Source organism: Amycolatopsis halotolerans, from assembly GCF_042647905.1.
Lineage (GTDB): Bacteria > Actinomycetota > Actinomycetes > Mycobacteriales > Pseudonocardiaceae > Amycolatopsis > Amycolatopsis halotolerans.
On sequence record NZ_JBHRWI010000080.1, the window covers coordinates 50,815 to 63,189 of the forward strand.

Below are 12,375 nucleotides of genomic sequence, written 5' to 3' on the forward strand. Positions count from 1 at the left end.
TCACTCGTAGCTGACGGACACCTCGTCGGTCAACGGTACCGACTGGCAGGCCAGCACGATCCCGTCGGCGATGTCGTCGGCGTCCAGCACCTCGTTGTTCAGCATTTTGACCTCGCCGGAGACGATGCGGCACGCGCACGCGCTGCACTGGCCCTCGCGGCAGGAATACGGCGCGTCGAGCCCCTCGGCGAGCAGGTGGTCGAGCAGCTTCCGCTGCCGCGGCCAGGTGACCTGCCGGGTCTCGCCGTCGAGGTCGACGGTGAGCGCGGTGGTCTCGCCGCCGGTGTCTTCCTCAGGTTCCGGCTCGCTCTCGAAGGGATTCCCGGTGAGCGAATGGAACTTCTCCACGTGCACGCGTTCCCGTGGCGCGCCGAGTTCGCGCAACGCGTCCTGTGCGGCGGCCATGAACGGAGCCGGGCCGCAGAGGAACGCTTCATGCTCCGCGTAAGGCTTGGCGAGCGCCCGCAACGCGGTGACAGTCGGCAGGCCCTGCAGGCTTTCCAGCCAATGCACCACAGTGAGCCGGTCGCCGAACCACTCGGCCAGTTCACGCAGTTCCGCGGCGAAGATCACCGACTGCTCGTCGCGGTTCGCGTAAACCAGCACCACCTGACCGTCGCCCTTTTCCAGCGCGGACTTGAGAATCGACATCACCGGCGTGATCCCGCTGCCCGCGGCGAACAACAGGAAGTCCGAGTCCAAAGAGGACGGACAGAACACGCCGGACGGCCGTAGCACCTCGATCGTCGCGCCCGCCCGAAGCTCGTCGCAAACCCAATTCGAGCCGTAGCCGTCGACGGTTCGCTTCACCGTGACCTGGACCCGGCCCTCGTGCGGCGCACTCGAAAGCGAGTAGCACCGCGCGACGGAACCCGTTTGGTCGCTGGGAATCCGCAGGGTGAGGAATTGCCCGGGGGAGTAGGCGAACCGCTCGAGATGCTCGTCCGGAACCGTGAACACAATGGACCGGGCGTCCGCGGTTTCCTCGATCACCTCGGTGACGGTGAGCGTGACGACGTCATTCATTGCGCACCTGCCCGAAATTGCCGTCCCGCACCGCGGTGTCGATGCTGTCCGCGAGTTTCTCGCAGGTGTCCAGCAACGCGGTATTGCCGCCGGAAGCGGCGTGCGCGGCGAACACCGGGCAGCTGGTCGCGGCGTCGGTGGTCCACTGGATGCTGGTGTGCTTCAGGCTGTTCTTCTTGACCAGCACACAGGTTCCGCAGCTGCGGCACTCGTGCGGCCGCAGCCCGGAGGTGAGGAATTCGGTGGCTTCGGCCGTCACACCCCAGCCTCCTCCGACTGAGCCGCCGCCTCGGCCTCCGCCCGCTGGCGCGCGAGATTCTCCTGCACCTCGGCGGCCCACACCTCGTTCGCCTTCGTGGTGTCCACTTCGAACTCGAACCGGCGCGTCATGTCCTCGGTGACGTCCGCAGCGTCCACGTAGAACTGGTCGTACCAGCGGCGCAGCTGGTAGACCGGGCCGTCCTCCTCGCACAGCAGCGGGTTGTCGATCTTGGTCTTGTTCTTCCAGATCTCCACGTCCTGCAGGAATCCGACGCCGATGCCCTTCGCGAGCTTCCCGGCGATCTTGTCCGCGTGCTCGTCGGAAATGCCGGGCATCTTCTTGACCATGATGCCCCACTGCAGCACGAACGACGTCGGCGAAACCGGGTAGTGGCAGTTGATCAGCACGTTCTCGATTTCGAAGCCCTGGAAGGAGTTCGCGAGCCAGTTGATCATGTAGGAGGGGCCGAAGTACGACGCCTCCGAGCGGAGCAGGTTCTCCTCGCCGCCGTAATTGGACGCCATGCCCATGTCCGGGCGGCCCTTGGTGTTGAGGTACTGGGTCGCGATGTGGCCCTCGAACACGTTCTTGAAATACGTCGGGAAGGCGTAGTGGATGTAGAAGAAGTGCGCCATGTCCACCACGTTGTCGATGATCTCGCGGCAGTTGGCGTTCTCGATGAGGATCGAGTCCCAGGTCCAGTTGCTCCACTCGTCGCTGTACGCGCCCTCGACGCGCGGGATCACGACGTTCTCCGGCGGCGGGTTGCCCTCCGGGTCGTGCCAGACGAACAGCTGCTTGTTCTCCTCCAGCACCTGCCACGCCCGCGTGCGCGCCCGCAGCGGAACTCGCTTGGCGTAGGGGATCGACTTGCACTTGCCGTTGCCGCCCCAGCGCCAGTCGTGGAACGGGCAGGCGATCTCGTCGCCCTTCACCGAACCCTGCGTCAGGTCGCCGCCCATGTGCCGGCAGTACCCGTCGAGCACGTTCAGCTTCCCGGCGGTGTCCGCGAACACGACGAGCTTCGTGCCGAACGCCTGGACCGCGTGCGGCTTGCCGTCGCGGAAGTGCTCGGCGAGCCCGAGGCAGTGCCAGCCGCGGGCGTACCGCGCCGGGGGCGCCCCGGCGTCGATCGTGCGGATCTCGGATCCATCGGTCTTCGGCGTCACTGCCTGCCTCCCGTGCCGGTCTGATCTTCGTTCGCCAGCGCCTGTGCCGCAAGGTAGCCGAACACCATCGCCGGGCCGATGGTCGCGCCCGGTCCGGCGTAGGTCCGGCCCATCACCGGCGCGCCGGTGTTGCCCGCCGCGTAGAGGCCGGGCACGACTGTGCCGTCCTCTCGCAGGACGCGGGCGTTTTCGTCAATCCGCAGCCCGCCCTTGGTGCCCAGGTCGCCGGGCACCACGCGGACCGCGTAGTACGGGGCCTTGGCGAGTTCGCCGAGGCTCGGGTTGGGGCGGTTGCGCGGGTCGCCGTAGTAGTGGTCGTAGGCGCTGAGCCCGCGTTGGAAGTCGTCGTCCACGCCCTTGCGCGCGAAGCCGTTGAACCGCGTGACGGTCTGCTCCAGGGCATCGGCGGGCACGTCGATCTTCTCGGCGAGCCCGGCCAGCGTCGCGGACTTCGCCACGATCCCGGCTTTGTACCAGCGCCCGGGCAGCGGCTGCCGCGGGCCGAGGCCGGTGAACAGGTAGCGGTCGCGGTAGCGCTGGTCGAACACCAGCCACGCGGGGACGTGCTTGCCGGGGCCGTCGCCGTCGCCGTACATCGCGTGCACGGCCTCGACGTACGGTGCGGATTCGTTGACGAACCGCGTGCCGCCGGCGTCGACCATCAGGCATCCGGGCCGGGAGCGCTCGGCGAGCGCGAACCACGGGCCGCCGGTGAGCGGGAACGACGGGCCCCACCAGGCGTCGTCCATCAGGTCGGTGGCCGCGCCGAGCTTGAGCCCGGCGTTGATGCCGTCGCCGGTGTTCGCCTCCGCGCCGACGGTCCATTCGGTGCCGATCGGCGCGCGCTGGTACTTGGTGCGCATCTCTTCGTTGTGCTCGAAGCCGCCGCAGGCCAGCACCACTCCGCGACGCGCGCGGAACAGCGTCTCTTCGCCGTCGCGACGCGCCACGATGCCGGTGACGACGTCGTTTTCCACCTGCAGATCGACCAGCGGAGTGTCCAGCAGAACTTCGACGCCAGCGTCCCGCAGGCCCTTCCGCAGCCCGGCCGCAAGCGCTTGCCCCATGGACAGCGGCTGCTGTCCGCGGACCCGCCCGACCAGCCATTTCATCCCGAGCGACAGCATCCGGGCGAACCCGCGCGGATGCCGGGCGATCAGGCTCAGCCAGCGGTAGTCCGACTGGGTGATCGGCACGCCGAGCGGCGGCGCGCTGTACGGCGGTTCGAGCTGCGCGAGGTCCGCGCCGAGCAGCTTGCCGTCGAGCGCCTTCGGCTCCACGGACCGGCCGCCGGGACGTCCGCCGGGCGCCTCGGGGTGGTAGTCGCTGTACCCGGGAACCCACTGGAACTCCAGCGGCGTGTTCCGCGTGACGAACTCCAGCACCTCAGGACCGTGGTCGAGGAAGGTCGTGCGCAACCGCTCCGGCACGACGTCGCCGACGATCGATTCCAGGTACTGCCTCGCGCGTTCGGGCGGTTCTTCGATGCCCGCGGCCCGCAGCGCGTGGTTGCCGGGCAGCCAGACGCCCCCGCCGGAGCGGGCGGTCGAACCGCCGAAGCAGGCTGCCTTTTCCAGCACCACCACGGAAAGGCCGCGATGGGCGGCGGCGAGCGCGGCGGTCATCCCGGCGGCGCCGCTGCCGGCCACCACCACGTCGTACTCGTCCGACATGCCACCTCACATGCAACGTGTTATCGGATAAAGCTGGCCTGCTCGGGGCCACTTCCGTCACCATAGACGAGAACGTGTTCCAGTTCTAGGGTGGCGGACTATGGACGAGCTCGGGGCGGACGTCGTGATCATCGGAGCCGGCGCGGCCGGCGTGTGCGCGGCCATCGAAGCGGCCGACGCGGGCGCCGAGGTGCTGCTGGTCGACCGGTTCTCCGGCGGCGGGGCCAGTCGCGTGAGCGGCGGCGTGGTCTACGCCGGGGGAGGGACGCCGCAGCAGCGCGCGGCGGGCGTCGACGACAGCGTGGACGCGATGTACGCGTACCTGCGGATGGAAACCGGCGACGTCGTGTCGGAACGGACGTTGCGGCGGTTCTGCGAGGAAAGCGTCGACATGGTGTCGTGGCTGGAGCGGCAAGGCGTGCCGTTCGAGGGCAGCATGTGCGACTACAAGACGTCGTATCCCAGCAACAAGCATTACCTGTATTACTCCGGCAGCGAACTGTCCGGCGGCTTCCGCGACGTGGCGAAACCCGCACCGCGCGGACACCGGGTCAAGGGGCCGGGCACGTCCGGGAAGCTGCTGATGAAGCAGTTGCTGGCGGCGGCTCGCGAGCGCGGGGTGCAGGTGCTGCCGCAGACGCAGGCGACGAACCTGATCACTGACGACTCCGGCACGGTCACCGGAGTGCTCACGCGCAGTCTGCGGGACGCGCCTTCGTGGGTGCGGGCGCGGCATGCGCGGCTCGCGGATTGGGCGGCCAAGCCGGGCATTTACGTGCCTCCGCTGCGTCGGTCGCTGCATCAGCGGGTGGAGCGGATTGAGCGCAAGCACGCGCGTGAGCTGCGGATTAGTGCGCGGCGGGGCGTGGTGCTGGCGGCTGGCGGGTTCATCGTGAACCGGGCGATGGTGCGCGAGCACGCGCCCGCGTATCGCGGCGGGCTGGATCTCGGGACCTCCGCCGACGACGGTTCCGGTATCCAGATGGGGGTCGAGGTCGGCGGGCGCACGGCGGAGCTGGACCGGGTGTCGGCGTGGCGGTTTCTGACGCCGCCGTCGGCGTTTCTCGGCGGGCTGCTGGTCGGCGCGGACGGACGGCGGATCATCGACGAATCCCGGTACGGCGCGGCGATCGGCGAGCGCATGATCGCCGAGCACGGCGGACGCGGCTGGCTGCTGGTCGACGAGCCGATCGTCGCCGAAGCCCGGCGGGACGGGCGAAAACAAGGCCAATGGTTCGCGACGCTTCAGCTGCGCTACCTGCTGGGCAAGGGTCGGGTGACCGCGGGGACTCTCGAAGAAGTGGCCGCACGGGCCGGAATCGACCCGGCCGGGCTCGCGGCGACGTACACCGAGTACCAGCGCGGTCCGGACCCGGCGGGCAAACCGGCGGACTTCGCGCGGCCGCTGGACACGCCGCCGTACTCGCTGATCGACGTGTCGGTGAAACCCAACCTCGGCTACCCCTGCCCGATGCTGACGCTGGGCGGCCTGGTGGTCGACGAGGACACCGGCGCGGTGACCGGCGTACGCGGTCTTTACGCCGCCGGGCGCACCGCGGTGGGAATCTGTTCCAGGTCGTATGTGAGCGGTCTTTCGCTGGCTGACTGCGTGTTTTCCGGCCGCCGGGCCGGGTTGCACGGCGCGCGCGGCACAGACCGCGTCGACAAAAACGAGAACGTGTTCTAGTCTTGAGCGTGTCGAGCGAGAGAGGACGGCCGATGAGCGAGCTGGCTGCCGTGATCGCGGGGGTGCGCGACCTTCTTCCCGTGCTGCGGGAACGCGCACAGGAGACCGAGGACGCCCGTCGGATCCCCGCCGAATCAGTGAAAGCGCTGCAGGAGACCGGATTTTTCCGCCTGCTGCAACCGAAACCGTACGGCGGCTTGGAAGCCGACCCGGTCACCTTCTACACCGCGGTCAAGCTCATCGCGAGCGCCTGCGGGTCCACCGGCTGGGTCGCGTCGATTCTCGGCGTGCACCCGTGGCACGTCGCGTTGTTCGACGCGCAAGCCCAGGAGGACGTGTGGGGCGAAGGCGGTGAGGGTCGCGACGTGCGGATTTCTTCTTCCTACGCGCCGATGGGCAAGGCGACCGTCGTCGAGGGCGGCTACCGGCTGTCCGGGCGGTGGAGCTTCTCGTCCGGAAGCGACCACTGCACGTGGGTGCTGCTGGGCGGGCCCGCGTTCGCCGACGGCAAGCCGGTGGACTTCTGCACGTATCTCGTGCCGATCTCGGACTACTCCATTGTGGACGTCTGGGACACGGTCGGGCTGCGCGGCACCGGGTCCAACGACATCGTCGTCGAGGACGTGTTCGTGCCCAAGCACCGCGCGCTGAGCTTCATGGCGACGTCGAAGTGCAAGACCCCGGGCCAGGAAGTCAACCCGGGCCCGCTGTACCGGCTGCCGTACGGCTCCGTGCACCCGAGCACCATCACCGCGCCGATCATCGGGATGGCGCAGGGCGCGTACGACGCGCACGTGGAGCACCAGGGCAAGCGGGTGCGGGCGGCGTACGCGGGCGAACAGTCCAAAGAGGACCCGTTCTCGAAGGTGCGGATCGCGGAAGCGAGCAGCGAGATCGACGCGGCCTGGCTGCAGCTGACGCACAACATCGACGAGCTGTACCAGTTGGCCCGCAAGGGCGAGAAGCTGCCGTTCAGCACGCGGTTGCGGGTGCGCCGGGACCAGGTGCGCGGCACCGAGCGGGCGATCTCCGCGATCGACCGGCTTTTCGAGAACTCCGGCGGCCGCGCGCTGCAGCGGGGCACGCCGATCCAGCGCTTCTGGCGCGACGCGCACGCGGGCCGGGTGCACGCGGCGAACGACGCGGAACGCGCGTACGTCATGTTCGGCACCGGCGAGTTCGGCTTGCCCGTCGAGAATGCGATGGTCTGATGGCACCCGAAGGTTCCTATGTAGACACTGCGGGCGGCATTCGCCTGCACTACCACGAATCCGGCGCGGAGAACGCCGAGACGGTGCTGCTGCTGCACGGCGGCGGCCCCGGTGCCTCGGCGTGGAGCAACTTCGGCCGGAACCTGCCGGTGTTCGGAAAGTCTTATCGGACACTGGCGATCGACCAGCCGGGGTTCGGCCGGTCCGACAAGCCGACTGAGCACCCGCAGTACTTCCGGCACAGCTCGGACGCGGTCGTCGGCCTGATGGACCAGCTCGGCATCGAGAAAGCGCACATCGTCGGCAACTCGCTCGGCGCGGGCGCGGCGGTCCGGCTCGCGCTGAACCATCCCGGACGCGCGGGACGGCTGGTGCTGATGGGCGCGGGCGGGCTGAGCGTCAACCTGTTCGCCCCGGATCCCACCGAAGGCGTGCGGCTGCTGTCCCGGTTCGCCGGGGATCCGACCCGGGAGCGGATGGAAGCGTTCCTCCGGATCATGGTGCACGACCAGGCGTTGGTGACCGACGAGCTGATCGACGAACGCTTCGAGATCGCGCGTTCGCCGGAGTCGATCGCCGCGATGCGGGCGATGGGCAAATCGTTCAGCCTGCCGGATTCCTTCGAGGAAGGCATGTTGTGGCGCGAGGCTTACCGCCTCCGCCAGCGGGTCTTGCTCGTGTGGGGCCGGGAGGACCGGGTCAACCCGCTCGACGGCGCTCTGCTCGCGCTGAAGACGATTCCGCGTGCGCAACTGCACGTGTTCGGCGGCTGCGGCCACTGGGCGCAGCTGGAGAAGTTCGACGAGTTCAACCGACTCGCCCTCGACTTCCTCGGGAGTTCGTGATGGCTATCCGTTCGCTGGGATATCTGCGCATCGAAGCCACGGACATGGACGCCTGGCGCGTCTACGGGCTGAAGGTGCTCGGCATGGTGGAGGGTTCGGGCACCGACCCGAACGCGCTCTACCTGCGCATGGACGATTTCCCGGCGCGATTGGTGATCGTGCCGGGGGAGAAGGACCGCTTGTCGGTAGCGGGCTGGGAAGCGGCCAACGCCGCCGAACTGGACGAGGTCCGCACCCGGCTCGACGCGGCTTCGGTGCCGTACAAGGAAGGCACGCCCGACGAGCTGGCCGACCGCCGCGTCGCGGAGATGATCAGCTTCACCGATCCGTCGGGCAACACCCTGGAGGTGTTCCACGGGGTCGCGCTGCAGCACCGGCGGGTGGTGAGCCCGTACGGGCACCGCTTCGTCACCGGCGAGCAGGGCTTGGGCCACGTGGTTTTGTCGACCCACGACGACGAGGCGGCGCTGCGGTTCTACCGGGACGTGCTGGGCTTCCGGCTCCGCGACTCGATGCGCCTGCCGCCGCAGATGGTGGGCCGTCCGGCCGACGGCGACCCGGCGTGGCTGCGGTTCTTCGGCTGCAACCCGCGGCACCACAGCCTGGCGTTCCTGCCGATGCCGACGCCGAGCGGGATCGTGCACCTGATGGTGGAGGTCGAGGAGACCGACGACGTCGGGTTGTGCCTGGACCGCGCGAAGCGCAAGAACGTCCCGATGTCGGCGACGCTGGGCCGGCACGTGAACGACCTGATGCTGTCGTTCTACATGAAGACCCCCGGCGGCTTCGACGTCGAGTTCGGCTGCGAAGGCCGTCAGGTCGAGGACGAGGACTGGATCGCCCGCGAGAGCACTGCGGTTTCGTTGTGGGGCCACGACTTCTCGGTGGGATCGCAATGACAGCCGCCGTTCCGGAGGCAGTGCCGGACCGGTTCCGCGAGGTGCTGGGCCATTTCTGCACCGGCGTGACCGTGGTGACCGGTTACGTCGAGGGCTCTCCGACCTTGGCCGATTACGCCAGTTCGCCCGCGCCGACCGGGCCGGTGGGCTTCGCCTGCCAGTCCTTCGCGGCGTTGTCGCTGGACCCGCCGCTGGTCCTGTTCTGCGTCGCCCGGACGTCGCGGACCTGGCCCGCGCTGGCCGCGGCGGGCACGTTCGCGGTGAACGTGCTTGCCGAAGACCAGCAAGCGGTCTGCGCCGAGTTCGGCCGCCGCGGCGGCGACAAGTTCTCCGGAGTGTCCTGGCAGCCCGCTCCCTCGGGTGCGCCGCTGCTGGACGGAGCCCTGACCTGGGTGGACTGCGAAGTGCAGGCCGTCCACCCGGCGGGGGACCACTACGTAGTGGTCGGCCGGGTGACCGCGCTGGGCGAGACGTCCGACGCCCGCCCGCTGCTGTTCCACCGCGGCCGCTACACAGTCACCGAACCGGTGCCGGACGCGCTCACCGCGCTCATGCCCTGGCCCCGCCCGGACGACTGGCTCTGACGCTTCGGGCGGGTGATCGCGTCACTTCCAGCGGAAGTGCACGAACACCCGCCCGAAGTTGTCTTTGTCCTTCTCGACGCGGTGGTAGAGCGCCTTGACGTCCTTGCGCTCCAGGAACCGCAGCACGTGCTTCTTCAGTTGCCCGGACCCCTTGCCCGGAATGATCTCCACGAGCGGCGCCTTCTTCGCGACCGCCTCGTCGATGACCGCGCGCAACGCCTTGTCGATCTCTCCGCCGCGGTTGTAGATGTCGTGAAGATCGAGCTTGAGCTTCATTCCTCATTCCTACCCCACGTCCTGCGTGGTGATGCCGGTTCGAGGCACGCGAGCGCGGCCCGGCGCACGCGGGCGGTGCGGCCGAGCAATCCCAGCACCGTCAAGGCGTCCGGGGGACCGCCGCCCTGGACCACGCGGAGCGGGGTCTGTTCGGACGCCCGCAGCAGGTCGTCGGCACGCCAGTCGGGTCCGCTCGTGACGGCGTGGACCAGCGCGGCCGGGTCCCGGCGCCGGCGGAACCGTCGGTCAGCCCAGGGTCTGCCACCATCCGTCCACGGGCGGCGGGGCGGACGCGTCGATCCGCTGCCCCGGCTTCGGGATCGCGAGCGGGAGGTCGTTGGCCTTGGCCTCCCGCCACACCCGGTCCGCGGGATCCGTCCAGGTGTGCATGGCGAGGGTGAACGTCGCCCAGTGCACCGGGACCAGCAGCCCGCCGCGCACGTCCAGGTGCGCGGCGACGCCCTCCTCCGGCGTCATGTGGATGTCCGGCCAGTGCGGGGCATACGCGCCGACCTGGACGAGCGTCGCGTCGAACGGCCCGTACTTCGCGCCGATCTCGGCGAAACCGGCGAAATACCCGGTGTCGCCGCTGTAGAAGACGCGATGCTCCGCACCGGCGATCACCCACGACGCCCACAGCGTGCTGTCGTTCGCGAGGCCGCGGCCGGAGAAATGCTGCGCGGGCGTGGCGACGAACCGGATCCCGGCCACGAAAGCGTCCTCGTGCCAGTCGAGTTCGATGATCCGCGCGGCCGGGACGTGCCACCGTTCGAGGTGCGCGCCGACGCCGAGCGGAACCAGAAACGGCGCGTCGGTCAGCGCGATCAACGCGCGGACGGTGGGCAGGTCCAGATGGTCGTAGTGGTCGTGGGAGATCACGATCGCGTCCAGCCGGCCCAGCTCGCGCAACGAAACCGGGGGAGCGTGCAGCCGCCGCGGCCCGGCGAAGGCGACGGGCGAAACCCGCTCGCCCCACACCGGATCGCACAGCACCCGCGCACCGTCGATCTCCACCAGCGTGGACGCGTGTCCGTACCAGGTAAGGAAAAGACCCTCGGCCGAGGTGGCGGGCGCGGAGATCAACGGGACCGCACCGCCCGGACGACGACGGGTGCGGTCCTCGCCGAACAGGAACTCGCGCACGAGCGCTCCGGGGGAGGAGGGCGTCGCGCGAGTCGTGGCGCCGTTGTGGAACATGCCGTCGGCGAACTGCGGAGACTGGCGCATCCGCTCGGCACGTGCTCCGGCCGCCTTCGCGCCGAAGGCCGCCGGAGTCAGTGCTTGGAACGTCATGCCGCCAAGTCTACGAAGCCTTCCTGAGAGGGGCCCCAGCTTCGTGCAGGTGCTTCAAGGTCTGCCGGTACGACGACACCAGACCCGTCCGCAGGTACGAGATGCCGATCTCCGCGCAGTACGCCTCCACCATCGGCTGAGCCCGGCGCAGATGCACCGACGGCATGCTCGGGAACAGGTGATGCTCGATCTGGTGGTTGAGGCCGCCGAGCAGGACGTCGATCACCGGCCCGCCCGCGACGTTGCGCGAGGTAAGCACCTGCTTGCGCAGGAAGTCCAGATCCGTCTTGCCGGTCAGCGTCGGCATGCCCTTGTGGTTCGGCGCGAAGATCGAACCCATGTAGACGCCCCACAGCCCCTGGTGAACCGCGAAAAACAGCAGCGCCAGACCCGGCGGCAGGACGATGAACAGCGCGGCGAGGTAGACCGCGATATGGGTGAACAGCAACGCCGCCTCGAGCCCGCGACGGCGCAGACCCGGGCGAGCGACCGCGCGGATGCCGGAGAAGTGCAGGTTGAGGCCTTCGAGGGTGAGCAGCGGGAAGAACAGGAACGCCTGGTGCCGGCCGATGAACCGGGGCACCCCGCGAGCCTCGCGAGCCTGCCGCTGAGACCAGACGAGAACGTCCGGGTCGACGTCCGGGTCCAATTCCTCGTGATTCGGGTTGGCGTGGTGCCGGGTGTGCTTGTCCATCCACCACCCGTAACTCATCCCGATGCCGAGATTCCCGGCCAGCCGCCCGGCGATCTCCGCCGGACGACGCGTCCGGAACACCTGGCGATGCGCCAGATCGTGCGAAAGCAGGGCGATCTGCCCGAACATGAAAGCCTGGAACGCGGCCACAGCCAGCTGCCACCACGAGTCGCCGAGCAGCGCGAACGCGACCCAGCCTCCCGCGAACAGCACGGTCACGAGCGCGATTCGGGCGGTGTAGTAGCCGGGACGCCGGTCAAGCAGACCGGCGTCGGAAATCCGGCGGCAGAGCCGGGCGAAGTCGCTTCCCGGCCGTGGGGGCGAGGGGAGGACGAGCTTGTCGGTGGTCACGGGGGGAGTATTGCGGCGCGGCGCCCCGGCGGGAAACCTGCAGACCCGACGGATCGTGCTGGGGTTGTCCCCACCATGCGTCTGTGCCTTCTCGAAGGTGCGCTGTTCACGGGGGTGGAGGGGGGTTGAGCTGGGGGTTTGTCGGGGGGTGGTGGGGGAGGCGGGGTAGGGCTGGTGCGAAAAAAATTTCCATCCTTCGGCGGAGTCGGGGGTGTCGGGGGGTGGGTGGTCTGGGGGATGGGTGGGTGCCTGGGTGCCTGGGTGGTCGGGGGCTGGGTGGGTGAGCGGGTGGTCGGGGCTGAGTAGGGGGGCTGGCTCGGCAAGCTGTGTTTGATGGCGCCGACTTCGTCGTCGCGGGCGGGATCGCCTTTAAGTCGGCGTGCGGAGGGGCAGTGCGCACGGCCC

Annotated in this window: 12 protein-coding genes; 5 read left to right on the forward strand and 7 right to left on the reverse strand. The window is 69.1% G+C overall.

Going from position 1 to position 12,375, the window contains the following annotated elements; translation table 11 throughout:
- From ACFORO_RS45895 to kstD, 4 genes are read right to left on the reverse strand one after another with little or no spacing between them, the layout of a single operon-like run.
- Positions 1 to 1,026: a 2Fe-2S iron-sulfur cluster-binding protein gene (locus ACFORO_RS45895; protein ID WP_377870716.1), complete on the reverse strand. Its 1,026-nt coding sequence runs from the start codon at positions 1,024 to 1,026 to the stop codon at positions 1 to 3.
- Positions 1,019 to 1,285, reverse strand: a complete 267-nt coding sequence (locus ACFORO_RS45900) for a hypothetical protein (RefSeq protein WP_377870715.1) — start codon at positions 1,283 to 1,285, stop codon at positions 1,019 to 1,021. The genes ACFORO_RS45895 and ACFORO_RS45900 overlap by 8 nt, the downstream gene beginning before the upstream one ends.
- The gene (locus ACFORO_RS45905; protein ID WP_377870714.1) at positions 1,282 to 2,457 is read right to left on the reverse strand and encodes a Rieske 2Fe-2S domain-containing protein; all 1,176 of its coding nucleotides are present in this window, start codon (positions 2,455 to 2,457) and stop codon (positions 1,282 to 1,284) included. Before ACFORO_RS45905 ends, ACFORO_RS45900 begins: the two co-directional genes overlap by 4 nt.
- Entirely contained in the window at positions 2,454 to 4,130 is a 1,677-nt protein-coding gene (gene kstD, locus ACFORO_RS45910; RefSeq protein WP_354749325.1) for a 3-oxosteroid 1-dehydrogenase, read from the reverse strand. Before kstD ends, ACFORO_RS45905 begins: the two co-directional genes overlap by 4 nt.
- Positions 4,131 to 4,230: 100 nt before the next feature.
- On the opposite strand from kstD, the gene ACFORO_RS45915 reads away from it, so the two are divergent.
- From ACFORO_RS45915 to hsaB, 5 genes are read left to right on the forward strand one after another with little or no spacing between them, the layout of a single operon-like run.
- Complete coding sequence (locus tag ACFORO_RS45915; protein ID WP_377870713.1) at positions 4,231 to 5,817, forward strand: FAD-binding protein; 1,587 nt, start codon at positions 4,231 to 4,233, stop codon at positions 5,815 to 5,817.
- Positions 5,818 to 5,849: 32 nt separating this feature from the next.
- Positions 5,850 to 7,028 carry a 3-hydroxy-9,10-secoandrosta-1,3,5(10)-triene-9,17-dione monooxygenase oxygenase subunit gene (hsaA, locus tag ACFORO_RS45920; protein ID WP_354749329.1) on the forward strand — a complete coding sequence of 393 codons (1,179 nt, stop codon included), beginning with the start codon at positions 5,850 to 5,852 and terminating at the stop codon, positions 7,026 to 7,028.
- On the forward strand, positions 7,028 to 7,873 hold the full coding sequence (gene hsaD / locus ACFORO_RS45925) for a 4,5:9,10-diseco-3-hydroxy-5,9,17-trioxoandrosta-1(10),2-diene-4-oate hydrolase (protein WP_377870712.1): 846 nt from the start codon (positions 7,028 to 7,030) through the stop codon (positions 7,871 to 7,873). The genes hsaA and hsaD overlap by 1 nt, the downstream gene beginning before the upstream one ends.
- The gene (hsaC, locus tag ACFORO_RS45930) at positions 7,873 to 8,772 is read left to right on the forward strand and encodes an iron-dependent extradiol dioxygenase HsaC (protein ID WP_354749333.1); all 900 of its coding nucleotides are present in this window, start codon (positions 7,873 to 7,875) and stop codon (positions 8,770 to 8,772) included. The genes hsaD and hsaC overlap by 1 nt, the downstream gene beginning before the upstream one ends.
- On the forward strand, positions 8,769 to 9,356 hold the full coding sequence (hsaB, locus tag ACFORO_RS45935; RefSeq protein WP_354749335.1) for a 3-hydroxy-9,10-secoandrosta-1,3,5(10)-triene-9,17-dione monooxygenase reductase subunit: 588 nt from the start codon (positions 8,769 to 8,771) through the stop codon (positions 9,354 to 9,356). Before hsaC ends, hsaB begins: the two co-directional genes overlap by 4 nt.
- Before the next feature lie 21 nt (positions 9,357 to 9,377).
- Here the strand turns inward: hsaB and ACFORO_RS45940 are convergent, their stop codons facing one another.
- The 3 genes from ACFORO_RS45940 to ACFORO_RS45950 form a co-directional block, all read right to left on the reverse strand.
- Positions 9,378 to 9,632: a Smr/MutS family protein gene (locus tag ACFORO_RS45940; RefSeq protein WP_116206099.1), complete on the reverse strand. Its 255-nt coding sequence runs from the start codon at positions 9,630 to 9,632 to the stop codon at positions 9,378 to 9,380.
- 246 nt (positions 9,633 to 9,878) lie between these two features.
- A complete protein-coding gene (locus ACFORO_RS45945) occupies positions 9,879 to 10,925 on the reverse strand; it encodes an MBL fold metallo-hydrolase (RefSeq protein WP_377870711.1) in 1,047 nt (348 codons plus the stop codon).
- Positions 10,926 to 10,935: 10 nt separating this feature from the next.
- On the reverse strand, positions 10,936 to 11,970 hold the full coding sequence (locus tag ACFORO_RS45950) for a fatty acid desaturase family protein (RefSeq protein WP_354749337.1): 1,035 nt from the start codon (positions 11,968 to 11,970) through the stop codon (positions 10,936 to 10,938).
- Positions 11,971 to 12,375: the final 405 nt, after the last annotated feature.

What these genes read in the sequence shown, in the direction of transcription:
- ACFORO_RS45940 (WP_116206099.1), bottom strand. Translation starts at nt 9,632, where the DNA reads ATGAAGCTCAAGCTCGATCTTCACGACATCTACAACCGCGGCGGAGAG.
- kstD (WP_354749325.1), bottom strand. Translation starts at nt 4,130, where the DNA reads ATGTCGGACGAGTACGACGTGGTGGTGGCCGGCAGCGGCGCCGCCGGG.
- hsaC (WP_354749333.1), top strand. Translation starts at nt 7,873, where the DNA reads ATGGCTATCCGTTCGCTGGGATATCTGCGCATCGAAGCCACGGACATG.
- hsaD (WP_377870712.1), top strand. Translation starts at nt 7,028, where the DNA reads ATGGCACCCGAAGGTTCCTATGTAGACACTGCGGGCGGCATTCGCCTG.
- ACFORO_RS45895 (WP_377870716.1), bottom strand. Translation starts at nt 1,026, where the DNA reads ATGAATGACGTCGTCACGCTCACCGTCACCGAGGTGATCGAGGAAACC.
- ACFORO_RS45945 (WP_377870711.1), bottom strand. Translation starts at nt 10,925, where the DNA reads ATGACGTTCCAAGCACTGACTCCGGCGGCCTTCGGCGCGAAGGCGGCC.
- hsaA (WP_354749329.1), top strand. Translation starts at nt 5,850, where the DNA reads ATGAGCGAGCTGGCTGCCGTGATCGCGGGGGTGCGCGACCTTCTTCCC.
- ACFORO_RS45915 (WP_377870713.1), top strand. Translation starts at nt 4,231, where the DNA reads ATGGACGAGCTCGGGGCGGACGTCGTGATCATCGGAGCCGGCGCGGCC.
- hsaB (WP_354749335.1), top strand. Translation starts at nt 8,769, where the DNA reads ATGACAGCCGCCGTTCCGGAGGCAGTGCCGGACCGGTTCCGCGAGGTG.